The sequence below is a fragment of the Vagococcus sp. QWL-13 genome (genome assembly GCF_058683555.1).
The window spans coordinates 1,776,638-1,801,135 of the sequence record NZ_CM178746.1 but is presented as its reverse complement, the minus strand read 5'-3'; the positions used below and the strand labels follow the sequence as shown (position 1 = coordinate 1,801,135).

General features: G+C 39.9%; 22 protein-coding genes and 1 other annotated feature. Of the genes, 19 read left to right on the top strand and 3 right to left on the bottom strand.

Annotation, left to right across the window (positions count from 1 at the left end; all coding sequences use genetic code 11):
• Nucleotides 1-10: 10 nt before the first annotated feature.
• From AC4PHI_RS08335 to AC4PHI_RS08325, 3 genes are all read left to right on the top strand, one after another.
• Nucleotides 11-1,888, top strand: coding sequence for an NADH-ubiquinone oxidoreductase-F iron-sulfur binding region domain-containing protein (locus AC4PHI_RS08335; RefSeq protein WP_492199454.1), 1,878 nt, complete (start codon nt 11-13; stop codon nt 1,886-1,888).
• 12 nt (nt 1,889-1,900) lie between these two features.
• Entirely contained in the window at nt 1,901-3,643 is a 1,743-nt protein-coding gene (locus AC4PHI_RS08330) for an NADH-dependent [FeFe] hydrogenase, group A6 (protein ID WP_492199453.1), read from the top strand.
• Between the two features lie 171 nt (nt 3,644-3,814).
• Nucleotides 3,815-5,479 carry a phosphoenolpyruvate carboxykinase (ATP) gene (locus tag AC4PHI_RS08325; RefSeq protein WP_492199452.1) on the top strand — a complete coding sequence of 555 codons (1,665 nt, stop codon included), beginning with the start codon at nt 3,815-3,817 and terminating at the stop codon, nt 5,477-5,479.
• A gap of 56 nt (nt 5,480-5,535) precedes the next feature.
• Here the strand turns inward: AC4PHI_RS08325 and AC4PHI_RS08320 are convergent, their stop codons facing one another.
• On the bottom strand, nt 5,536-6,084 hold the full coding sequence (locus AC4PHI_RS08320) for an ECF transporter S component (protein WP_492199451.1): 549 nt from the start codon (nt 6,082-6,084) through the stop codon (nt 5,536-5,538).
• Between the two features lie 385 nt (nt 6,085-6,469).
• Nucleotides 6,470-6,703: a binding site (T-box leader), on the top strand.
• Nucleotides 6,704-6,746: 43 nt separating this feature from the next.
• On the opposite strand from AC4PHI_RS08320, the gene hisZ reads away from it, so the two are divergent.
• From hisZ to ribF, 11 genes are all read left to right on the top strand, one after another.
• Nucleotides 6,747-7,898 carry an ATP phosphoribosyltransferase regulatory subunit gene (hisZ, locus tag AC4PHI_RS08315; RefSeq protein ID WP_492199450.1) on the top strand — a complete coding sequence of 384 codons (1,152 nt, stop codon included), beginning with the start codon at nt 6,747-6,749 and terminating at the stop codon, nt 7,896-7,898.
• A complete protein-coding gene (hisG, locus tag AC4PHI_RS08310) occupies nt 7,864-8,487 on the top strand; it encodes an ATP phosphoribosyltransferase (protein ID WP_492199449.1) in 624 nt (207 codons plus the stop codon). The genes hisZ and hisG overlap by 35 nt, the downstream gene beginning before the upstream one ends.
• 3 nt (nt 8,488-8,490) lie before the next feature.
• On the top strand, nt 8,491-9,780 hold the full coding sequence (gene hisD / locus AC4PHI_RS08305; RefSeq protein WP_492199448.1) for a histidinol dehydrogenase: 1,290 nt from the start codon (nt 8,491-8,493) through the stop codon (nt 9,778-9,780).
• Nucleotides 9,773-10,813, top strand: coding sequence for a histidinol-phosphate transaminase (gene hisC / locus AC4PHI_RS08300; RefSeq protein WP_492199447.1), 1,041 nt, complete (start codon nt 9,773-9,775; stop codon nt 10,811-10,813). The genes hisD and hisC overlap by 8 nt, the downstream gene beginning before the upstream one ends.
• Entirely contained in the window at nt 10,800-11,384 is a 585-nt protein-coding gene (gene hisB, locus AC4PHI_RS08295) for an imidazoleglycerol-phosphate dehydratase HisB (protein WP_492199446.1), read from the top strand. Before hisC ends, hisB begins: the two co-directional genes overlap by 14 nt.
• Nucleotides 11,378-12,088: a 1-(5-phosphoribosyl)-5-[(5-phosphoribosylamino)methylideneamino]imidazole-4-carboxamide isomerase gene (hisA, locus tag AC4PHI_RS08290; protein WP_492199445.1), complete on the top strand. Its 711-nt coding sequence runs from the start codon at nt 11,378-11,380 to the stop codon at nt 12,086-12,088. Before hisB ends, hisA begins: the two co-directional genes overlap by 7 nt.
• An 11-nt stretch (nt 12,089-12,099) precedes the next feature.
• Nucleotides 12,100-12,846, top strand: a complete 747-nt coding sequence (gene hisF / locus AC4PHI_RS08285) for an imidazole glycerol phosphate synthase subunit HisF (protein WP_492199444.1) — start codon at nt 12,100-12,102, stop codon at nt 12,844-12,846.
• Nucleotides 12,846-13,187: a phosphoribosyl-AMP cyclohydrolase gene (hisI, locus tag AC4PHI_RS08280; protein ID WP_492199443.1), complete on the top strand. Its 342-nt coding sequence runs from the start codon at nt 12,846-12,848 to the stop codon at nt 13,185-13,187. Before hisF ends, hisI begins: the two co-directional genes overlap by 1 nt.
• Entirely contained in the window at nt 13,188-13,514 is a 327-nt protein-coding gene (hisE, locus tag AC4PHI_RS08275) for a phosphoribosyl-ATP diphosphatase (RefSeq protein ID WP_492199442.1), read from the top strand. It abuts the gene before it with no gap.
• A 155-nt stretch (nt 13,515-13,669) separates the two neighbouring features.
• A complete protein-coding gene (gene truB / locus AC4PHI_RS08270) occupies nt 13,670-14,587 on the top strand; it encodes a tRNA pseudouridine(55) synthase TruB (protein ID WP_492199441.1) in 918 nt (305 codons plus the stop codon).
• 12 nt (nt 14,588-14,599) lie between these two features.
• A complete protein-coding gene (ribF, locus tag AC4PHI_RS08265; RefSeq protein WP_492199440.1) occupies nt 14,600-15,556 on the top strand; it encodes a riboflavin biosynthesis protein RibF in 957 nt (318 codons plus the stop codon).
• A gap of 164 nt (nt 15,557-15,720) precedes the next feature.
• Here the strand turns inward: ribF and AC4PHI_RS08260 are convergent, their stop codons facing one another.
• Nucleotides 15,721-16,692, bottom strand: coding sequence for a hypothetical protein (locus AC4PHI_RS08260; RefSeq protein WP_492199439.1), 972 nt, complete (start codon nt 16,690-16,692; stop codon nt 15,721-15,723).
• A 369-nt stretch (nt 16,693-17,061) separates the two neighbouring features.
• Between AC4PHI_RS08260 and AC4PHI_RS08255 the strand changes: the two genes are divergently transcribed.
• Nucleotides 17,062-18,384, top strand: a complete 1,323-nt coding sequence (locus AC4PHI_RS08255; RefSeq protein WP_492199438.1) for an ISL3 family transposase — start codon at nt 17,062-17,064, stop codon at nt 18,382-18,384.
• Nucleotides 18,385-18,460: 76 nt separating this feature from the next.
• On the opposite strand, the gene AC4PHI_RS08250 is transcribed toward AC4PHI_RS08255, so the two are convergent.
• Entirely contained in the window at nt 18,461-19,300 is an 840-nt protein-coding gene (locus tag AC4PHI_RS08250; protein ID WP_492199437.1) for an AraC family transcriptional regulator, read from the bottom strand.
• Nucleotides 19,301-19,427: 127 nt separating this feature from the next.
• Between AC4PHI_RS08250 and AC4PHI_RS08245 the strand changes: the two genes are divergently transcribed.
• From AC4PHI_RS08245 to hemW, 4 genes are all read left to right on the top strand, one after another.
• The gene (locus AC4PHI_RS08245) at nt 19,428-21,176 is read left to right on the top strand and encodes an ABC transporter ATP-binding protein (protein WP_492199436.1); all 1,749 of its coding nucleotides are present in this window, start codon (nt 19,428-19,430) and stop codon (nt 21,174-21,176) included.
• Nucleotides 21,169-22,950 carry an ABC transporter ATP-binding protein gene (locus tag AC4PHI_RS08240; RefSeq protein ID WP_492199435.1) on the top strand — a complete coding sequence of 594 codons (1,782 nt, stop codon included), beginning with the start codon at nt 21,169-21,171 and terminating at the stop codon, nt 22,948-22,950. The genes AC4PHI_RS08245 and AC4PHI_RS08240 overlap by 8 nt, the downstream gene beginning before the upstream one ends.
• A gap of 93 nt (nt 22,951-23,043) precedes the next feature.
• Nucleotides 23,044-23,178, top strand: coding sequence for a hypothetical protein (locus tag AC4PHI_RS08235; RefSeq protein ID WP_492199434.1), 135 nt, complete (start codon nt 23,044-23,046; stop codon nt 23,176-23,178).
• A gap of 154 nt (nt 23,179-23,332) precedes the next feature.
• Complete coding sequence (hemW, locus tag AC4PHI_RS08230) at nt 23,333-24,496, top strand: radical SAM family heme chaperone HemW (RefSeq protein ID WP_492199433.1); 1,164 nt, start codon at nt 23,333-23,335, stop codon at nt 24,494-24,496.
• The last annotated feature ends 2 nt before the right edge of the window (nt 24,497-24,498 follow it).

Sequence of the window (24,498 nt, the reverse complement as noted above, 5' to 3'; positions counted from 1 at the left end):
GAGCAGAAATATGAAAAATTGGAGTGAATTAAAAGAGCTTCGAGAAAGTTATCGCCAAAATGTTGCGATTCGTCTCGAAGACGGTACAGAATCAGATTTACAGTATGAAAAAGAAATTCTGGTCTGTGCAGGTACTGGATGTATCTCTTCCAAAAGTGGAGATGTCATTCAAAATTTAAAAGATGAACTTGAAAAACATGGTTTAGCGGATAAGGTGAGAATCGTTTCTACGGGCTGTTTTGGTTTATGTGCTCAGGGACCTATTGCCATTGTTTATCCAGAGGGAGTATTTTACCATCTCGTAAAACCAAAAGATGCTAAAAAAATTGTCGAACAGCATTTAATTGACGGGAAACCCGTAGAAAAATTGCTTTACCATGACCATAAAACTAAAGAAGTTATTAATAAGTTATTGGATACACCGTTTTATCATAAGCAAAAAAGACTTGCTCTACGAAATTGCGGTCGGATTGATCCTGAGAAGATCGAAGAATACATTGCTTTTGACGGCTATCAGGCATTGGCAAAAGTTGTGAGCGAATACACCGCTGATGATGTATTAAACGATTTGAAAGAATCAGGCCTAAAGGGACGTGGTGGTGCTGGATTCCCGACCTTTATGAAATGGTCTTTTGCAAAAGAGAGTCCTTCTGATCAAAAATACATTATCTGTAATGCTGACGAAGGGGACCCGGGAGCATTTATGGATCGTTCCGTTTTAGAGGGAGACCCTCATGCAGTTATTGAGGCGATGGCGATTGCGGGATATACCATTGGTGCAAATCAAGGATATGTCTATGTGAGAGCAGAGTATCCGATTGCGGTTAAACGTCTGCGAATCGGTATCGAGCAAGCAAAAGCAAATGGATTTTTAGGAAAAAATATTTTGGGCAGCGGTTTTGACTTTGATTTAGATTTGAAATTAGGTGCAGGGGCATTTGTGTGTGGTGAAGAAACTGCGCTGTTAGAAAGTATCGAAGGGCATCGAGGGGAACCTCGTCCTCGTCCGCCGTTCCCTGCTGTTAAGGGTTTGTTTGGAAAACCGACCGTTGTTAATAACGTGGAAACTTACGCTAACATTCCGCAAATCATTCTTAAAGGTCCAAAATGGTTTACCGAAATGGGAACTGAGAAATCCAAAGGAACAAAAGTATTTGCTTTGGGCGGAAATATTGTGAATACAGGTCTTGTTGAAGTACCTATGGGAACCACATTAAGAGAAATCGTTGAGGAAATCGGAGGAGGTATTCCTGACGGCAAGCAGTTTAAAGCTGCCCAGACCGGTGGACCTTCCGGAGGATGTATCCCGGTGGAACACTACGATGTCCCAATCGATTATGATAATCTGACTGAAATCGGCTCCATGATGGGGTCAGGCGGACTTATCGTTATGGACGAAGCAAACTGTATGGTGGACATTGCTAAATTCTTCCTGGAATTTACAGTAGAAGAAAGTTGCGGTAAGTGTGTGCCTTGTCGGATTGGAACCAAACGACTGCTGGAAATTTTAGAAAAAATCACCATGGGTAAAGCAACTATGGAAGACTTGGATAAAATGGAAGAGCTGTGTCTCCATATTCAGGAAAATTCTCTTTGCGGTTTAGGTCAGACAGCACCTAACCCAGTGCTTTCCACTTATCATTACTTTAAAGATGAATACATCGCCCATGTTATGGAACGGCGTTGTCCAGCCGGTGTTTGTAAGAACTTGATCACCTATGAAATTGATGAAGTTGCTTGTACCGGATGTACCGCCTGTGCCAGAAGATGTCCAGTGGATGCTATCAGCGGAAGTGTCAAAGAGCCTCATTATATTGATCAGTCTCTTTGTATCAAATGTGGTCAATGTCTGGAAGCTTGTCGTTTCCATGCAGTCAATGTGGGTTAGGGGGTGAGACTTGTGAAAGAAATTATGATAACTATTAATGGAAAAGTGTGTACAGCTCCAGAAGGATCGACAATTCTTGAAGCAGCGAGAATCAATAATATCGAAATCCCTACTTTGTGTTTTCTAAAAGAAATCAATGAAATAGGTGCTTGCCGGATGTGTGTGGTCGAAGTGGAAGGAATGAAAAACCTTGTCACTGCTTGCGTCTATCCGATTAGAGAAGGGATGGATATTACCACTAATTCCAAGAAAGTATTTAAATCGAGAAAAATTAATTTAGAGTTGATTCTTTCGACTCATGAAAGAAAATGTTTGTCTTGTATCAGAAGCGGAAATTGCGAGCTGCAGAAGTTATGTAAAGAGTTCAGCGTTGATGATGAAGATTATTACAACGGTGAAAACATGCAGTATGATTTTGATGATACTTCTGTTCACATGTATCGTAATGATAATAAATGTATTCTTTGTAAACGTTGTGTCGCCGCTTGTTCTGTTTGGCAAGATATCGGTGTCATCGGAGCGAATGACCGGGGCTTCAGAACCCATATCGGCAGTGCTTATGAAAAGAGTCTGGGAGATGTGGCATGTATTTCTTGTGGTCAGTGTATCGTTGTCTGTCCGACAGGCGCGATTGCTGAGAAAGACCAAACCAAGGAAGTCTGGGAAGCTTTGGATGATCCGACTAAACACGTGATTGTTCAAACTGCTCCTTCAACTCGTGTGACCTTGGGAGAAGCTTTTGGTATCCCTATCGGTACTAATGTGGAAGGTAAAATGGTCGCGGCACTTCGCAGAATCGGTTTTGATAAAGTTTTCGATACAAACGTTGCTGCAGACTTCACGATCATGGAAGAAGCAAATGAATTCGTTGAGCGGGTGCAAAATGACGGACCGCTGCCGATGTTCACTTCCTGTTCTCCGGGATGGATCAAGTATTGCGAGTCTTATCATCCAGAGTTGATTCCTAATTTGTCTAGCTGTAAATCACCGCAGCAAATGTTTGGTGCATTGGCAAAGACATGGTATGCTGAAAAAACCGGCATTCATCCGAAAGATATTTTTGTTGTGGGTGTTATGCCTTGTACTGCTAAAAAATTCGAAGTGACACGGGAAGATGAAGCAGCAGCCGGATATTCTGATTGCGATGTGGCACTGACTACTCGTGAAGTTGCTAGAATGATCGAAAAAGCAGGTATTCGTTTCAATGAATTGCCGGATGAGGAGTTTGACAATCCGTTTGGAGAAGCCACAGGTGCCGGATACATCTTTGGTGCAACAGGCGGAGTGATGGAAGCTGCACTGCGTACAGCAAGCGAAACTTTAACAGGTCATCCGATAGACAGTATTGATTTTAAAGAAGTCCGCGGAATGGAAGGTATCAAGGAAGCAAGTTACGAAATAAATGGTACTGAAGTTAAAGTGGCGGCTGTCTCCGGAATCGCCAATGCGAGAAAAATCATTGATAAAATCCAGTCAGGCGAAGAGTTTTACCACTTCGTTGAAGTGATGGGATGTCCGGGCGGTTGTATCAACGGTGGTGGGCAACCTGTTCAACCGGCTTCTGTCAGAAACTTTGTAGACCTGAAAACAAAACGTGCGGCAGCTCTGTATGCAGCCGATAAAAATCGCGGCGTTCGGAAGTCCAATGATAGTCCGATTGTTAAGCTAGTCTATAAAGAATTCCTAGGAAAACCGGGTAGTAAGAAAGCTCATGATGTGCTGCATACAAGCTTTACTAAACGGTCACAGTTTTAACTAGCTGAGGAAATAAGATTTCATGTATCAACTTTGACGCACCGTGCAAGCGGTGCGTCATTTAGACTTTTAAAGTCTTTTGACAATTAATTTATAGAGTGGTACGATTTGCTTTGTAAGGTGTTTTTATCATAGAAAGTTTTATACATATTGCTAGAAGGAGATGAATTTATGAGTTCAATTGGTCAGTTTAGAGTTGAAGATATCAACCAAGAAAACCCGATTTTTTCAGATTTCCGCGTGATGATTGAAACGGCTTTTTATGGGAATCATGTAAAAGAAGTAACGACGCTTGAAGAGGCCTATACGCTCGCTGAAAGTGCACCGGGTACGATTGTGACGGACTTGCCTGTCTATCAGCCGGAACAACTAGGATTGCCTGCAGATGCCAAAATCTTAGTAGATAATTGCGGTGGTATCGTGGGCAGAACGGCATCTGTCAGACGATTTATCAACCAGCAGTCAGATTTATCTACAAACTACGGGGCAATATTGAGAGAAGCTTTGTTTCAAGCGGAAAAGAAAGCGTTTTACCGAAGCCGTGTCGTTGTCGGACTGGATGAAGATTTTATGATCAACGGGCATATTATGATGCCTGAAGGTTACGAACAAGTACTTTATTCTTATCTGCTGAATTTTCAGGTGATGAATGAAGAGTATCAAGATAAATATCAGCAGTCTAAATCTTTTGCGGAAGGAGATATCTTTTTATTCGCAGATCCAGATTGGTCACATCCTGATTATCCAATGGGACTAGCTTTATTTGACCCTGATCATAACGTGGCGGCGATTTTAGGTTTGCGCTATTTTGGAGAATTTAAAAAAGCGACTTTGACTCTGGCGTGGACGATTGCACACCGGAACAAGTTTGTTTCGTGTCATGGCGGTATGAAACAATTCGAACTCAGTGATAAAAGTCATTATACGATGGCTGCTTTCGGTTTGTCTGGTTCTGGCAAATCAACCATTACACTGGCAACGCACCAAGATAAATATCCGATCAAGGTGCTTCATGACGATGCTTTTGTGATTTCGAAAAAAGACGGCTCGTCTATTGCTTTAGAGCCGGCTTACTTTGATAAGACGCAGGATTACCCTATGGCAAGTCAAGATGTTCAATACTTCTTAACAGCTCAAAATGTAGGTGTCACTTTGGATGTTGATCATCGTAAAGTACTGGTGACTGAGGATATCAGAAACGGTAACGGAAGGACAGTGAAGTCGCGTTTTGCCACACCAAACAGGGTCAATCATTTATCTGAAAAAATAGATGCTATTTTTTGGATTATGAAAGACGATAGTTTGCCTCCGGTAGTTAAGTTAAAAGGAGATGTTTTGCCGGCGGTTTTCGGGGCAACTTTGGCGACTAAACGTTCAACAGCAGAAAATTTAGATCCAAATGTTAAAATAGACAATCTCGTTATTGAACCTTTTGCTAATCCTTTCAGGGCCTATCCGCTGGGAGAAGATTATTTGAGTTTTAAAACATTGTTTTCAGAGCATCACATTGATTGCTATATTTTGAATACTGGTTTTTATAATGATAAGAAAGTTACCGCAAAAATCACACTTTCCCTGATAGAAAAAATCATTGAAAATAAAGCTGATTTTGAGCCTATGGGACCTTTAGCAGGGTTGAGTTATTTACCGGTAGAGGGCTATGAGCCTGATTTTAATGATAAAAAATATATGGAATTGCTGAAAGTTAGAATGGAAACCAGATTGAATTTTATTCGAGAAAAAGAAACGATTAATCATGGATTCGATTCACTGCCGACAGAAGCTTCACTGGCAATGACAAGGCTCATTAAAATTTTGGAAAAATATTTAAGATAGTGAACAAAAAAGCTTCGCCTGATTTTACGGCGAAGCTTTTTCTTTGGATTGATTTGTTAGTTTAATCTCACTTTATTGCCCAGAGCTTTAGTCAGCAGCGGTAAAACAACAATGGCAATTCCGCCGCCGATCAATGCGGTAATCAGCTGAGGCACAGAAAAAGTTGCTGAAATCATTTTTGCCTGAGGTCCTTGTAAGTGCAAAACAAAAGGCAGAAGGAATTGGACTACCGATAAGTATAAGAATATAAATTTGGCAAGGGCACCGACGATAGCTGCTGTCACAGTTGAAGCAACCGACTTCTCCGAGTTTTTACCGGCAATAAAGTGCCAAGCGATGACGAGTACGGCATTACCCAAAGCAATGCAGACAATTATTTGCCAGAAGGCCGGTCCAATGCCAAAAAAGAAAGCAAAAATTGGTGATAGACAGGCAACGGTCAAACCGCTGGATAATCCTCCAAACATGACTGCAATAATAAGGATTAAATTGACCAGTGAGCCTGTGATGAAGGTGTTCTTCATAGATGAAGTAATCATCTGAATGGAGACTAATAGAGCTAAAAGCAATGCGGTTTGTGTGATCCAAAGTGTTTTTCGATTCATAAGCGGACGCTGTTAAAGTGAAATATTTCACATAAGACGGCGTCGGTTCACATCCTTTCTTTTCGAACCCCGGCTGATTTCAAATTTCCTTTTGATAATGATAAAAATGATTACGTAAATGATGACGACCGCTATCAAAAAGGAATGGATTTGCAATCAAAGGGTTTCTTCAATATGGTTACTATTATATCAGAATTTAACAATTTTGCTCACTTATTTTTTTAAAATACCTATGATTTTTTGTGTTGAGAAAGTGGGGCGTGACGGATGTTAGATGTTTAAACATATTAAGGGTGAAGAAAAACAAGAAAATTAAAAATTAATTAAAAAAAGATTAGAAATAATCTTGACAATTTCATTTAATATGGGTAAGATACAAGTTAAATCAAAAACGTTGAAGAGAAGAGTAGATATAGAAACAATTCAGAGACTTCTTGGCTGGTGAGAAAGAAGATGGGTCTATATTGAAACACACCTCGGAGTTGTAAAGACTGATTTAATGAGTCTTTATCGGAAGGAACCGTTATCTTTCCTGAGTGTGAACGCACTCGTTGAGGTCAGCATTGCGAGATGCTGGCGAATTAAGGTGGAACCGCGAAGTCAAACTTTCGTCCTTTCAGGACGGAAGTTTTTTTGTTTTTTTTAGAGGAGGGAGAGTTGAAATGAAGTTCTACAGTCCGTTAGGAACCAGAGATTATGTATTAGAAGAAGCACGATTGAAAAAACAGCTTGAAAGGGACATCGAGACCCGCTTGGCCAGTTGGAATTATCAAGTAATCGAGACACCAACTATCGAATATTATGAAAATTATCAAGTGGGCTTTGAGAGTCTTAATGAAAAAGCTCTTTACAAATTTATTGATGAACAAGGAAATCTCTTGAGTTTAAGAGCTGATATGACCATACCTATCGCACGGGTAGTAGCAAAGAAATTTCGTAATGCTGAAATGCCGTTAAGATTCCGCTATTGTGCCAGTGTTTTCAAAGTCCATGAAGAATTAACCGGCAAAAAAAATGAAATCTGCGACTGCGGGGTAGAGCTGCTTGGATTGCCTAAAGAAACTGGCGATTTAGAGGTGATTATTTGTGCACTAGATGTTTTAACGTCCTTGGAAGACATGACCTTTATCTTGGAGCTGGGAGACAGCCGCTTTTTCAATCAAATTTGTGAAAAAGTTGAAATCACAGATGAAGAAAAAAGTCATCTGGCAAAGCTTGTTGGTGAAAAGCAAGTGACAGATTTGGCTCTTTATCTGGAGAAACTGGCACTGCCGGAAGATTATCAAGTCATCATCAATCAGCTTGTTTGGTGGAATGGTAAATTTGATATCCTTGAAAAAGCCAGAGAAAAAATAGTAGATGCTGATCTACTCAGTATTCTAGATGAGCTGGCGTTATTGTATGAACAAATCGATTCTTTAGGTTATGGAGACTTGGTTCATATTGATTTGGGGAAAATCGGCCGGTTGAATTATTACACTGGTATTATTTTTGAGGCTTTTGTCGAAGGAGTCGGGTTGAGAATTTTAAGCGGCGGTCGATACGACCAGTTGCTGAAAAAATTCGGGTTTGATTTACCGGCAGTTGGTTTTTCTATAAAAGTTGATCAATTAATGAAAAGGATGGAAAGTTCCCCACAACCTTCAGCTATAACCGTCGAATATCCTCAGGAACTTATTGTGGAAGCGTTGAAAAAAAGACAAATGCTCGGTGGAAATTCTCCGATCGAGTTAAAAGTCAATGATCAGTTGACAGATATCTGTGTTAGGGGGTTAGAAAATGTTGATGATTGCTTTAACAAAGGGCAGGCTTGAGAAAGCGAGCTTACCGCTGTTTGAAAAAAACGGGTACGGTGTGGATAAATTAAAAAATAAAGGCCGGGAATTGGTATTTCAGGACACAAAGAAAGACATCGCATATTTTTTAGCCAAAGCTCCAGATTGCATTACTTATGTGGAACATGGGGTGGCAGATGTAGGGATTGTGGGCAAGGATACTTTGTTGGAAGAAAACTGCAATTGCTACGAGTTACTGGATTTAGGCATCGGCAAATGTCGTTTTATAGTCGCGGGATTGCCTGATTGCGATTTGTGGAATAAAACGGGACATATCAAAATCGGCACGAAATACCCGCGGGTGGCTAGACAATACTTTAACCAACGAGGTATGGATGTGGAGATTATCAAAATCGAGGGGTCAGTCGAAGTCGGTCCTCTGCTTGGCTTATGTGATGGCATTGTGGACATTATGGAAACTGGGACGACTCTAAAAGAAAATGGTCTTGTCGTATTTGATACGGTCAGTGATATCAGCGCCCGTCTGATTGTAAACAAAGCAAGTTTTATTTTGAAAAAAGAAGAAATTTTGACTTTATTGGATGATATCAAACCTGAGGAGGTCTAGTGTATGTTGCAAGCAGTGGATTATCAAAACGAAGATGAAATGAAAAAACTGTTGCAAAGCCGCAGCAGTGAAATCAATCCTGAGATTATCGTACAGGTAACCAGTATTTTAGAACAGGTCAAGTTAGACGGTGATCAAGCAGTAAAAAAATTTACGCAGCAATTTGATTCAGTTAGTCTGGAAGACTATGTAGTCTCCCAAAAGGAAATCGACACAGCTGTTGACACTGTTGATCCGTTTTTAATGGAAAATTTCCGGGAGGCAAAAGAAAACATTGAGAAATTTCATGAGCCTCAAAAAGCAAAAGGTTATGAATTAACACAGTCTGATGGTGTTTACCTCGGTCAAAGAGTGCTTCCCCTTGATAAAGTCGGTATTTATGTTCCGGGAGGGAAAGCGGCCTATCCCAGCAGTGTGTTGATGAACGTGATTCCAGCAAAAATCGCCGGCGTAAATGAAATCATCATGGTCACTCCGCCGGATTCTCAAGGCAACATTAATCCTGTGATACTGGCAGCCGCAGCTGTGGCTGGCGTCGATACCATTTACAAAGTGGGGGGCGCTCAAGCCATTGCAGCTTTAGCCTATGGGACAGAAACGATTCCTAAAGTGGATAAAATCGTCGGACCGGGAAATATTTATGTCAGTGTCGCTAAAAAACTTGTTTTCGGTATCGTGGATATTGATATGATTGCCGGCCCCAGCGAGATTTTAGTGATAGCAGATGAAACAGTGGACCCCGCCTATGCGGCAGCAGACTTATTATCCCAAGCTGAACATGACCCTTTGGCCAGTAGTATTTTAATTGCATTATCCGATAAGACAATCGCAGCTGTGAATCAAGCAATTGAAAAGCAATTGGCCGATTTGCCAAAAAAAGCAATTGCTTCTGCTTCATTGAAAAATTATGGTTATAGTCTCAAAGTTTCATCTATCGAGGAAGGGATAGCGGTATCCAACCGAATTGCTCCTGAACATTTGGAACTTTTGGTGGATCAGCCGAAAACTTATCTGCCTTTGATTAAAAATGCCGGAAGTATTTTTCTGGGGTATGATTCTTGCGAAAGTATCGGCGATTATTTTGGCGGTACTAATCATGTGCTGCCTACGAACGGTACGGCGAGATTTTATTCTTCTTTGGGAGTGGAAAGTTTCGTCAAGCGCTCTTCTTATTTGCACTGGACCAAGGACGCACTGGAAAAACACGGGGACAAAATCATAAACATGGCAGTCCACGAGGGACTTCAAGGTCATGCCAATGCAGTCAAAATCAGGAGGGAAAAAGATGAGTAAAGGCTACCGTGTGGAACAGCAAACTGGCTGTCAGCTAAATGCCAATGAAAAGCCAGCGAACCTTCCTCTTGAAATTATTGAGGAAATCAAGGAAGAATTGCCGAATATTTTATTCAACCGCTATCCTGATGACGGTGCGAAAGATCTATGCGAGGCCTACGGTGTTTACGCTGGGGTCAATCCGGAACAGATTATCGCGGGAAACGGGAGCGATGAAGTTTTGGGGCTCCTTATTAGTACATATATCACCAAAGGAAAAAAACTTTACACTTTGGACCCGGATTTCTCAATGTACGATTATTTTGTCCAGCAAAATGAGGGAGAACTCATTCCTTACTCACTAGGTGTTGAAAAGGCGTTTGATGTAGATGATTTTATTGCCAAGGGGAAAAACGAACAAGTAGACTTGATTGTTTTTTCCAATCCCAATAATCCTACGGGTCAAGTCATTGAGGACCAGAAAATATTGAAAATCATTGAAGCTTTTTCAGATATTCCAGTAATTATCGATGAGGCTTATACGGAGTTTTACGGACGAACGATGGTTCCTTATTTATCGAAGTATCAAAATTTAGGAATCACTCGAACATTGTCTAAAGCGTTTGGTTTAGCAGCACTTCGCTGCGGATTTTTACTTGCCAATCCTGCTATGATTGCTCATATCAAACCTTTAAAGGTTCCTTACAATGTGAATAGTCTTACTCAATCAGCGGCAACAATCGTTTTAAAACATTCCGACCTGATAAAAAAAGATGTGGCCGCAATTACAAAGGCCCGTGATACTTTGTATGAAAATTTTCAAAAAATTGATCCAAGTTGTTTGACGCTGTATCCTTCGCAGGCAAATTATTTATACGGCACGTGTGATTCAACCATTCAGGTGGCTGAGATATTTGCCGACTCTGGTATTGCGATTCGTCAGATGGGCGAAGGAATCATTCGTTTGACAGTGGGATCGGATTCAGAAAATCAACAGGTTTTGGAAGTGTTGAAAAAATTAAAAGGAATGGAAAAATCAAATGAGAAAAAGTGAGATAAATAGAGAAACAAAGGAAACGAAAATTCAAGCTTCTATCGATTTGGATGGCACAGGTAAAAGCAGTGTGGAAACCGGCATCGGATTTTTTGACCATATGCTGACTTTGTTTGCCTTTCATTCAGGCTTTGATTTGACATTGAAAGCAGAAGGGGATTTGTCCGTCTGCGACCATCACACCATTGAAGATTGCGGTATTGTGCTTGGAACGCTGGTAAATCAATGCTTGGGAGATCGGGCAGGCATCCAGCGCTACGGAAGCATGCGGATGGTCATGGATGAAACTTTATGCGATGTGGATTTGGATATCAGCGGACGCCCGTTTTTAGTGTATCATTGCGAGTTGCAGCGAGAAATGATCAAAGATTATTCATGTGAAATGACGAAAGAATTTTTATACGCCTTTGCCATGCAGTCGAAAATTACGTTGCATGTCAATGTGCTGTACGGCGATAACGACCACCACAAAATTGAAGCTATTTTTAAAGCTTTGGGGAGAGCTCTTGCCAAGGCTAGTAAGATAAATGGGACAGAAATACCTTCTTCAAAAGGGGTGATCCAATGTTAGTGTTGCCGGCAATCGATATTTTAGAAGGAAAGCCAGTAAGACTGTATCAAGGCGACTATGACCAGAAAGAAGTGGTCGGCGATGACATACTGTCTTTGGCTGAAAAATTTGAATCACTGGGAACGAAATTTTTACATATCGTGGATTTAGATGGGGCAAAAGATGGAGCGTTGGTCAACGAGGAAATCATTCTCAAGTTGGCTAGCCGTTTGACGATTCCGCTGCAAGTGGGCGGGGGCATCAGAGATATGGAAAAAGTCAGCCGCTATTTGGATAATGGTGTTGACCGAGTGATTCTGGGAACTGCTGCATTGGAAAACAAACAGTTTTTGGAAGAAGCGCTAGGTAAATACAAGGACAAAATCGTTGTGGGCGTGGACATTAAAAATAATTATGTGTATGGTCACGGCTGGTTAAAAACATCTGCTGTTCCCTACGAGTCATTCATTTCGCAACTGGAAGAAATGGGAGTAGAAAGGATTATCGTGACGGATATCAGCAGAGACGGCACTTTAGAAGGAGTGAACGAGGCTCTATTGAAAAAGATTCACTCCCTGACCAAGATGTCGATAATTGCGGCCGGCGGAATAAAAAATATTCAAGATTTGGCTCTAATCAAAAAAATTGGTTTGGAGGGCGCTATCACTGGTAAAGCCATCTATGCAGGGACTTTGGATTTGGCAGAAGCACTTTCTCTACAGTAAGGAGTGACAAGATGAAAAAAAGAATTATTCCATGTTTGGATATAAAAGATGGAAAAGTAGTCAAAGGAGTCAACTTTGAAGGATTGAAAGTTCTGGGGGACCCGGTGACACTGGCGAAAAAATATGCCGATGAAGGTGCTGAAGAATTAATCATCTTGGATATTTCAGCGACAAATGAGCAGAGGGATACGTCCCTAAAAGTAGTGGAAGATGTTTGCCAAAGTGTAAACATTCCAGTAACTGTGGGCGGAGGTATCAAAACTTTAGAAGACATTGCCCGCGTTTTGGCTAAAGGTGCCGGCAGAGTTTCCATCGGTACAGCGGCTTTGAAAGACCCTGAGATGCTCGGGAGTGCAGTAGAAAAATTTGGCGGCAAAACCATCGTTGCGGCTGTTGATGTCAAAAAAATTGATGGTCAATGGCAAGTGATGACTCACGGCGGGAAACAACCAAGCGGTGTTGAGCTGTTAACTTATTGCCGCCAACTGGAACAGTTGAAAGTCGGGGAAATTCTTTTGACAAGCATGGAAGCTGACGGGATGAAAAACGGTTACGACATCCAGCTGTTGAAAATGGTCAAAGCTGCTGTCAGTTTGCCATTGATAGCTTCTGGCGGCTGTGGAGAAATGTCTCATATCGCCGAAGTGTTTGTTGAGGAAGCTGCAGATGCTGCGTTGATAGCTTCCCTCCTGCATTATGGCGAAGTTACCGTTGATGAGATTCAAGATTTTCTAACTAACCAAGGGGTGCAGCCATAATGGGTAAAAAATTATTAGAACAAATCGATTTTAGTAAGCAAGAGGGCCTAGTCCCTGCCGTAGTTCAGGAGGCAGTTACTGGAGAATTGCTGATGTTGGCCTATATGTCTAAAGAAAGTTTGCTGGAGACGATGGAAACAGGACTTGCCACCTATTACTCCCGCAGTCGTCAAGAACTTTGGGTAAAAGGGGCAACCAGCGGTCATTATCAAAAAGTTAAAAAAATCATGGTGGACTGTGATTTTGACACTCTTTTAATAGAAGTTGTCCAAATCGGCAGTGCTTGTCATACCGGGGCAAAGACTTGTTTCTTTAATCAGTTGTACGGAGGTGAAGATTAGATGGCCAATGAATTTGAATCATTGTATCAAGTGATTAAGAACCGTCAGAAATTTCCGGAGGAAGGTTCCTATACGTCATATTTATTTGATCAAGGTATCGAGAAAATTTTGAAAAAAGTAGGAGAAGAGAGCAGTGAAGTCATCATTGCTTCTATGAAAAATGATTCCGAAGAAATTATCGCAGAAACCAGTGATTTGCTGTATCATTTGTTTGTGATGTTGGCAGAAAGAGACATTTCATTTGAGGACATCACTGCAGAAATCCAATCACGCAGTCATAAAGTAGGCAATTTAAAAAAAGAACGACCAAGTATTACTGATTACTAGACTTATATTGAAAAGCTGTCATATCATAAGAAATATGGCAGTTTTTTTATTTTAGTTGCTTCTTAAATTAGATGGGAAGAATCCTTCATTCACTCAAAGAATAATTTTTATGTTATAATGATTGAGTTATTTAAGTGAATAGAGAGGTTATTTTCATGGATGGAATTATTGCCTTATGGAAAGAGCGTGGCATGACAAGCCATGATTGTGTCTTCAAATTAAGACGTATATTACAAATGAAAAAAATCGGTCATGGCGGGACTCTTGATCCGGATGTGGAAGGTGTTCTTCCTATCTGCATCGGCAAAGGGACTAAAGTGATAGAATTTTTGCAAGACAATGCTAAAGTTTACGAAGGTGAAATGACAATCGGTTTTTCAACAACAACTGAAGATTCCAGCGGAGAAAAAGTGGCTGTGAGAGCTGTGGAAAAACCCCTGACCGCAGAATCAATCGACGGAGCAATGGCACAAATGGAAGGTGTTATCACTCAAGTTCCTCCCATGTATTCCGCGGTTAAAGTCAAAGGAAAACGACTGTACGAATATGCCAGAGAAGGGCTTGAAGTGGAACGTCCTGAACGCATGGCAGAAATATTTTCCTTCAAACGGATAAGCGAACCGCGTTATCATGAGGACTCACAAACTCAATCGTGGCGATTCCGGGTGGTCTGCGGCAAAGGAACCTACGTGCGTACCTTGTCAGTAGACACTGGGGAATTACTTGGCTATCCTGCCCATATGTCTGATTTGACTCGAACGGCAAGCGGCGGACTGGAAAAAGGACAAAGTCTCACGCTTCAGGAGATTACTGACTTGGTGGAACGGGGGGACTGGTCGTTTGTTTTGCCGATCGAAAAAGCATTCGATGAGTCATACAGAAAGTTTTTTTTAACTGAAGAACAATATGACATTGTTAAACATGGCGGTTTTTTGAACCGAAAAGATGTTGGGGAAATAAAAAATGGAGAAATTCTCCCTGTTTTTTATCATCAGCAAGTGGTAGGTATTTATGAGATTCATCCGACTAAAACGGATAGGTTGAAACCGAGAAAAATTTTAAGAAATGAATAGGTAGAGAAAATAATGAGAGTAATAGAAATTCATCACCCATATACAGAAGATATGATCCCTCAAGATGATGTGGTCTTGGTTTTAGGTTTTTTTGACGGTGTCCACCGCGGACATCAAGAAGTCATCAATCGCGGAAAAAATGAAGCGGAAAAGCGAGGTCTTAAATTAGCTGTGATGACGTTCAATCAGCATCCATCCATCGTTTTTAAGAAAATAGAGCCGGGAGATATGAAGTATCTGACTACTATTGAGCAAAAATGCGACATCATGGAGCGCTTAGGCGTGGATTACCTGTATCTCATCGAGTTTACCTCAGCTTTTGCAAGCTTATCGCCGCAAGAATTTGTTGACCAGTATATTGTTGCTTTGCATGCAAAGGCGGCTGTCGCTGGATTTGATTACACTTATGGGCCTGCTGAAACAGCTTCGATGAAACAGCTTCCTAGTTATGCAAAAGATAGATTTGACATTATTTGTGTAGAAAAACAAGAAGAAGAAAATGAAAAAATCAGCTCCTCCAAAATCAGAACTCTGATGGAAGCGGGAGATATGGCTGGGGCAGCCCAACAGCTGGGCTATGTTTACGAAACGACTGGTACGGTGGTTCATGGGGACGCCCGTGGCAGAATGCTGGGATTTCCAACAGCAAATGTCAAGACCAGATCGACTGTCAGATTGCCTAAAAACGGTGTTTATGCTGTAGAATTGGAAGTGGCAGGGAAATGGTATCCCGGAATGGCTCAAATCGGCCGCAATATCACCTTTGAAGAAGACCGTGACATCACGGTTGAAGTCAACATTTTAGATTTTCATCACGATATTTACGGAGAACATGTGAAGGTGCGCTGGTACCATTATTTACGTGGTGAAATAAAGTTTTCTGGTCCTGAGGGATTGATTGAGCAATTGAAAAAAGACCAAATAGAAACACAGAAATATTTTGAAGATAGTATTACGATTGCTGATTGACTAGGTTTGAGTTTGCGGTGGATTTTGGTTTTTACTCTAACCTATTATGACAATTAAAAAATTAAAATAGCGAAGAAAATCGAGTTTTTCAGTCGTTTTTCTTCGCTAAATCATTAGTTGTTGCTATAAAAAACTTCTTTAATAATTTATAAAATAAGCGGGGATTAAAAACATTTGGCACAAGGTGTTAGCCTGCGATTTAGAGCTTCTTGCAGGGTTGCTTCTGTATACGTACCGTTACCGCAAGCCCGACTGTGGTATTTTTTTCCAGTGGGGGTTACTAAAACAATGGATGTATTTTGGGCTTCGGGAATATTCGCTGCTGCCTCTTGCTGTTCTTGAGCGATGATTTGCTGATTGATAGTTTCGAGACGATTTTCAAAGTCAGTACGATTGACCGGGACCTCTTTCACTGCTGCCGAAGCTATTTCATAGTTCTCCCTCGTTCTATTTTGCTCCGCGGCATTTAAGGCGTTTTCTGCTGCTAAACTTGTCTCAGCAACCTTTTCCTCAAAAATTATTTTCTCTTTTACTTTTTCCAGCCGAGCTTCCAAGTCATCATCATTTTTTTCCAGTTGGTTAACTAAGAGAATGGCTTCATCATAATTTTCCTTAGTAGGTTCATTTTCAGCAAGAACGACTGCGGTTCTGGTTTCCTCAAGTTTTTGAGCTTTTCTTTCTGTTTCAAGTCGTTTCTGTTTTTCTTTCTCCTCTTTTAAAGCGATAGACTTTTTAAATTCGCTAGAAGGAGCAATGGTTACCTTCTCTCTTAGTTCTTCTTCCGCCAATTTGCTGATTAAATCAACAGTGTACTTTTTTGCCGATGACAAGCTGACTTTGTATTTAAAAGAACCTTCTTTAGATAGGGTTATTTTTTTTCCTTCAATTTCTAAAGTTGCTTCCGGATGAGTTTCTCCTTTGATTACTGCGGTGCCTTGGTCATTTGTGATAAGATGATTGCTTTCGACCTCGAGCCGCATCCTTTGAGGAGCGAAAAAAGTCATCATAATTATGAATATAAGACTTACAATAAAATGTCTTATTCCTCTTTTGAACCGACGTTTAAAGATAGAATAGAAAAATGAAATGAATAGAAGAATTGCTAGGATAAGCAAAATCGTTGAAAATATCATCATTGACTCCTCCTTATAAACGGACGTTAAGTTAATTGTAAGCTATACATATACGTAAATGAAGTCAATTTTCATTTTTATTATAAATTTTCTCTTTTTTGGTAATGAATTTATGAGCTGTTTTTGTTAGGATAAAAGAGCATCTGGAGAATTGACAGACTACTGCTTTTATCATTAGATGGAGCTGTCATTTTATAATTCAGCCCTGATTCATCATTCTAATAAATCATAGAGCAAAAAAAACGGCTGTATAATTTTTGGTGTGGATGAAGAAATTCATTCACACCTATTTTGTTATTATAAAAATAGAAACATATGAACTTTCCAGTTAGAATGAAGTCGACTACTACCCATTCAGAAAGGAAGATTCATATGTCTCATCACCATTTTATACGAAGATCATTGAATTTAGAAGATAAAAATATCACTTTTGAAAAAGAAGTTTGTCAGGAGGTGATAATAAAAGGGCTGACGAGCTTGCTTTATTTCGCTACACTTAGCTATCGTCCCACTCACTGTCCTAATTGTGGTGCCATTAATGAAGCTTTTTCTATTGTCAAAAATGGGTTCTTAACCTCTCGGTTAAAATGGTTGAGTATGTCACACCAACCAACATTCATTCAATTGAAAAAACAGAGGTTCCTTTGTCGTGAGTGTCAAACGACTTTTGTAGCCTCTTCTCCTGAAATTGAGACAGGGTGTTTTATTGCCAATAAAGTTAAACAGTCCATTGCCATTGAACTTCAGGATAATATTTCTATGAAGGACCTTGCCCGTCGCCACGGGGTTTCTCCTACAACCGCCACACGTATTTTAGTCCATCGGGGCAAGGAACATTTACCTGATTTTCAATTTTTACCTGAGAATCTTTGTTTTGATGAATTTAAATCAGTCAAACACGTCACGGACAAAATGAGTTTCATTTTTTGTGATGCTGTCACACGTAAGATTATCAATATTCTTCCCAATAGGCGACAGAAAACATTACGTACCTATTTTTCTCGCTACTCTCTTCAAGCACGGGCCAGTGTTAAAACAATTGTCATAGACATGAATGCTGCTTATTTTACGGTGATTCAGGAACTATTCCCGAATGCTAAAATAATCATTGATCGTTTTCATATTGTTCAGCTTATCTCACGTTCTCTTAACCAAACACGAGTAGATATTATGAAAAAATTCTTTGTGGGTAAAGGTGAAAAAATGAAAGACTATCGCAAGCTAAAACGATACTGGCGCTTGATGTTAAAATCAGCCAGTCACCTTAACTATCAAGACTATTCTTATCAGCGTTTATTCAAAAAGCCGATGCCTGAAACAGAAATTATAGATTATCTTCTTTCTCTTGATCCAACTTTAAAAGCGACTTATCAGCTCTATCAACATTTGCTTTATGATGCTCAAAACAATGATTTTGAGAGTTTTAAAGAAAATTTAGATGCAATGAAACCTGAGGTTTCACTTTATATGCAAACCTCCGTAAAAACCCTCAAAAAACATTTGAATAGGATTGAAAATACCTTCAAGTATCCTTTTTCCAATGGCCTACTTGAAGGGATAATCAATAAAATTAAAGTCATTAAACACACTGCTTATGGCTATCGCAGCTTTTGGCACTTTAAGCATCGCATTCTTGTCAGTTTTAAACTGATGGACCAAAAAGACAACCCCACTTGTTTAAGCGAAGTTGTCTAGATCTGTTATTAAATTAGGCTAAAATTCTAGCCATCCACATCATTTGACGAAGAGCCAAAAAAACAAACAGGACTTTCTACAAGTCATGTTTGTTTTTTTCTTTCGAATACTCTGACGGCGGGATATTAAAATATTTTTTAAAAAGTTTGCTGAAATGGTAAGCATCTTGATAGCCGACCAAATTGGCAACCTCTTTAATCGACATCTCTTCATTTTCCAACAGCTCTTTTGCTTTGTTCATGCGGACTTTGATAAGGTAATTAATCGGGGTATCTCCTGTTTCTTCTTTAAATAATTTGGATATATAAGCAGGACTGATATACATTTTGCTGGACAGACTTTCAAGTTTGATGTCTTGCGCATGATAGGTTTCCAAGTAGTAAATGATATCGTTGATCAGTTTTTTTCTATCTGATTTTTTTGAATTTTTTGGATGCAGTTGGATAGACTGGGATGCTGCTGCACGAAAAATATGCACCCAAAGTTGACTGACCAAATGTTTCATCGCCAAGTCTTGATAAGGGGTGTTCCCATTTTTTTCAATAATAATCTGCTGAATCGTTTCCATAAAACTGTTTTGCAAGCTGCCCAAATTAAGGATAGGTGAGCGTGCCGGAAAGTAATTGGGCTCATATCCTGAAAGTTGAAAATTTTCTATGCCGATATGCAATTGATGACTGCCTGATGTAGTCTGTTGTTCTTCCCAGTGCATAGTGTAAGGATTAAGACAGATTACATCACCTTGTTTAAAGGTATAGGTTCTGTCATTTATATGATAGGTAGTTGTTCCTTCAACGATGACGCTCAGCTCAATAAAATCGTGAAAGTGCTGTTTGGCTGACTGACCAGGTTCCCAGAAAGCGTCAAAAACATATAACACTTCCGGATTAAATGTTTTAGATGGGATATTTAACATTCTTATTTCTCACTCCTGACATCTCTACAATATACTACATGATTTAGTGAAGATAATCCATTCTTTTATCCAAAAAAACAGGTTAATCTAAACTATAGTTGAAACATAAATAAGGAGAGGTGAAAATATGATTCATTTTAAATGGATTTGGCGTTATGTCAAAGTTTATAAGTTGCAGGAATTTATCGCAACGGTATTATTGATTATTAGTGCGTTATTGCTTATCGTCAATCCATTGCTTGCAGGAAAAATTGTTGATGAAGTCATTAGTCAGGGGAAAGAAGAACGTTTAATACCTTATCTGCTTTTGATGATAGGTGTGACACTGCTGCGAACGCTTGTCCGTTATATTTATCAAAACATGTTTGAGCAAGTCGGACAAAATGTACTCTTTGATTTGCGGAAAGATATGTACCATAAGCTGCACGAATTAGATTTTGATTATTTCAATCATACACGTGTGGGAGATATTATGGCAAGAATGACTGGCGACACAGATGCCATCCGCCACTTTGTCTCGTGGGCATCTTACAGTATCATAGAGTCGGTTTTATGGTTTTGCGTTGCAATGGCAGTAATGCTTTCGATAAACGTCTCTTTGACTCTTATAATGCTTTTGATTACGCCGGCTATTTTTTTCCTGACCCGTAGTATTTCTAACAAAAGCTATCCGAAGTTTTTTGATATCCGGGAGTCTTTTTCCAGGTTGAACTCGATGGTGGAAGAAAATATTAGCGGGAATCGTGTCGTCAAAGCTTTTTCAAGAGAAGATTATGAAGTTGAAAAGTTTAACCAAGCCAATCAAGACTATATGGAAAAAAACATGGCTTCCGCTAAAGTTTCCGGCAGATATTTGCCTGCCCTTGAGTTTCTTGCGGGACTGCTAGGCGTGCTCACATTACTGTTTGGTGGTCTATTCGTGATTCAGGCGCGCATGAGTATCGGTGACTTGGTGGCTTTCAACAGTTATCTTTGGATGTTGAACAACCCTTTACGAATGAGTGGTTGGCTGATTAACGATACCCAGCGTTTTCTTGCCAGCTGTCTTAAAATTCGTGAACTGCTAAACCACCGGAGCAGTTTGAAGATTGTTCATGAGGATGAAGTCGAACAGTTGACCGGGGATGTCGTCTTTGAAAATGTGTCATTTCATTTCAGTGATGACCCTGAAACAAATATCTTGGAAAATATTACTTTTTCGGTTAAGGCAGGACAGACGGTGGGGATTTTAGGGCAAACAGGTGCAGGGAAAACAACCTTAGTGAATTTGATTTCCCGTTTTTATGACCCAACCTCAGGAGTTGTTAAGTTGGGAGGCAAAGATATTCGTGACTGGCCGATCAAGGTTGTGCGGGAACAGGTTTCCATGGTTATGCAAGATGTTTTCTTATTCTCCAATACGATTGAAGAAAATATTGCATTTAGTGATCCTGAAATGCCGATTGGAAAAATCCGTGATATGGCAGAAATTGCAGATGCCAGTCATTTTATCGAACGGATGCCGGAAGGATACGGAACCTTTGTAGGTGAAAGAGGTGTTGGCTTGTCAGGGGGACAAAAACAGCGCATTTCCCTTGCCAGAGCACTGGCAAAAGAACCAGCCGTGTTGATATTGGATGATACGACCTCTGCGGTAGACATGGAAACGGAAAGCAAAATTCAGAAAAAGCTGGATAGAGTCACTAATGATACCACAACCTTTATCATTGCTCACCGGATCAGTTCGGTGAGAGAGGCGGACTTGATTTTAGTCATGGAAAAAGGGCGTATCGTAGAAAGCGGCAGTCATGACAGTCTGCTGGAGCAAGATGGCGAGTATGCAACCATTTATAGGAAGCAGCTTGGTTTGGATGAAGGGAGTGAGATAGATGGCTAAGAATATTTTTTCTCAAGATGAAGTTTTACAGGAAGAGTTTAACTGGTCTCACTACCGACGATTATTTCAGTATGTTGTACCATATAAAAAACCGTTTATACGGATTGTTTTCACGATTATACTGGCTAATATGGCATCCATGGCGGGTCCATATTTTACTAAACTGGCAATAGATGAAATCATTCCGCAAAAAAATATCCAGCTGTTGCTGATGGTCAGCGGTCTCTCTCTTATTTTCTTACTGTTTATCGCATGGTGCCTGAAGTATCGTATTTGGCATATTACAAAATTGGGGCAGCAGATTTTGCTGGACATACGTTTCGATATTTTTACACATTTGCAAAAGTTGCCTTTTTCTTATTTTGATTCACGACCTCACGGGAAAATTTTGATTCGTGTCGTTAATTATATCAACACATTAAGCGACTTGCTTAGTAATGGACTAATTAATTTAATTTCAGATTTTTTCAATGTTCTTATTACGCTGATTGTCATGTTTCTCATAGATGTACGGCTGACGCTTTATAGTTTGGCATTATTGCCCTTATTATTTCTTATCACGATGATTATCAAAAATCGGCAACGTAAAGCCTATCAGCACCTAAGCAATAAACAATCTAATTTGAATGCTTATATTCATGAAAGTATTTCTGGAGTTCGTATCACTCAGTCATTCACCCGTGAAGAACGAAATGAACTGATTTTTGATGAGTTGTCAAATGACTACCGTTCGGCTTGGATGAGGGCAATCAAAATCATGCGTCTCCTCTGGCCATCGGTGGAAAATATTTCAATCTTGACCACGTGTTTGATTTATTTTATCGGTATTCGTCAAATCGGTGTAAAAGTCAGTACTGGTACGCTAATCGCATTTATGGGCTACATCAATAATTTTTGGAATCCCGTGATTAATATTGGTAATTTCTATAACTCTTTGATTACGGCAACAGCCTACTTAGAACGGATTTTTGAGACGTTGGATGAAGAACCTGAAATACAGGATAAAAACGATGCTCAGGTTTTGGATACTGTAAGGGGAGATGTGACCTTTGAGCATGTTACTTTTAGATACGAACCAAACGGAAAGAAAATTTTGGATGATATGACATTTTCGGTGGAACCGGGACAGTCAGTTGCATTGGTTGGTCCTACCGGAGCAGGTAAGACAACAGTCATCAACTTGATCAGCCGATTTTATGATGTGAACGATGGAAGTGTCAAGGTAGACGGCAAAGATGTAAGAGATGTCACGCTCCAGTCACTGCGCTCGCAGATGGGTGTGATGCTTCAAGATACATTTATCTTTTCCGGAACTATTCTTGAAAATATACGTTATGGAAAACTTGACGCCACGGAAGAGGAAATTATCCGAGCAAGTAAAGCTGTCCGGGCACATGATTTTATCAAAGACCTGAAAGATGGTTATCATACGGTAGTTGAAGAGCGGGGAAGTACCTTATCTGCTGGACAGCGTCAGCTAATTTCTTTTGCCAGAGCATTGCTGGCAGACCCGCGTATCCTGATACTGGATGAGGCGACGTCAAGTATTGACACACACACAGAGGAACTCCTTCAAAACGGATTGAAAGAACTGTTGAAAAACAGGACATCATTTATAATCGCTCACAGGTTATCAACTATAAAAAACAGCTCGGAAATATTCTTTATCGATCAGGGCCAAATTATCGAGCACGGCACCCACGATGAGTTGATGGCAAAAAAAGGTAGATACTATTTCTTGTACCAGTCGCAATACGATTTGCTGAAATCCTGACAACTAGCAAATAATGGGAGCCTAAGCACTAAAAATAAATCCATCCTGCAAAATTTAAGTTATCGTACTTAAATTTTGCAGGAGGACTTTTTTATGTCATGTCGCGCTTCGAAGTCGACAGAAATATCTATCGGCAAAGATGATTCAAACGAATTATTTCCTAATTATTTGGGAGCAATTGTCAATCCTTTGGACAGCACAGGTATCTCTTTATATCAAACCAAGTGAGGAAAACGAGAAATCTGTGTAAAAAATCCTATTAGGAAATTATTGAAAGCATTTAGTTGTGTTTTTCAAAATTATCTTGCAAAATAGAGTAGATTAGTTAGTCAATCATAAGTTATCGAAACAATTTTGGAAGTTTTTGGAAGGAATTTACTAGATGTTAGAAAATAAAAAAAACCAGTATCAGCAGCTTTCAGCTTACATTCACATTCCGTTTTGTGAGCATATTTGCTACTATTGTGATTTCAACAAGGTACTTATCGAAGAACAGCCGGTGGATGAGTATATTTCTGCACTGCTGCAAGAAATAGATTTGATTAAAGCCAAGCATTTTTCGGAAAGAATAGAAACAATTTATATCGGGGGAGGCACACCTACAGCATTGTCAGCCAAACAGCTGGACGTGTTGCTGGCGGGGGTTCGTTCAAGGCTTCCGCTGAACAACGGCAATGAGTTTACAGTCGAGGCAAATCCAGGTGATTTGACCCTTGATAAATTAAATGTTTTAAAAAATTATGGTGTAAACCGCCTGTCAATGGGCGTTCAAACATTTGATAACCGCCTATTGAAAAAAATCGGCAGAAGACATTCTGAAGAAGATGTTTACACTACATTGTCACTTGTAGAAAAAGCCGGCTTCGATAATGTGAGCATTGATTTGATATATGCATTGCCCGGTCAAACTCTGGAAAGTTTTCGTGAAACTTTAGATAAAGCCCTGACTTTAGATTTGCCTCATTACTCTCTTTATTCTCTTATTCTCGAGAATCAGACAGTTTTTTATAATTGGGCTAGGCAAGGACGATTGCATCTACCCACTGAAGATATTGAGGGAGATATGTTTGAATTAGCCGCTGAAAAAATGGAAGCGGCCGGAAAAATCCAATATGAAATCAGTAATTTTTCAATTCCCGGCAAAGAGAGCCGTCACAACTTAGTGTATTGGGATAATGAATATTATTACGGACTTGGGGCTGGGGCAAGCGGCTATTTAGCTGGAAAACGATATAAAAATCATGGTCCTATCCAACATTATTTAAGTCCTTTGAGAAAAGGTGTACTGCCAATCCGTGAAGTGGAAACATTGACATTGGAAAATAAAATGGAAGAAGAAATGTTTTTAGGTTTGAGAAAATTAGAAGGGGTCTCTCTAACCAAGTTTGAGGAAAAGTTTAGTCGGTCTCTTTTTGATGTGTATGGTCCTGCGATTAAAGATTTAGCGAGAAACAATTTAGTCACGGTTGATGAGAAATTTATCGCATTGAGCAAAAAAGGACTCATGCTGGGCAACGAAGTATTTGAGCAGTTTTTACTTGATTGATG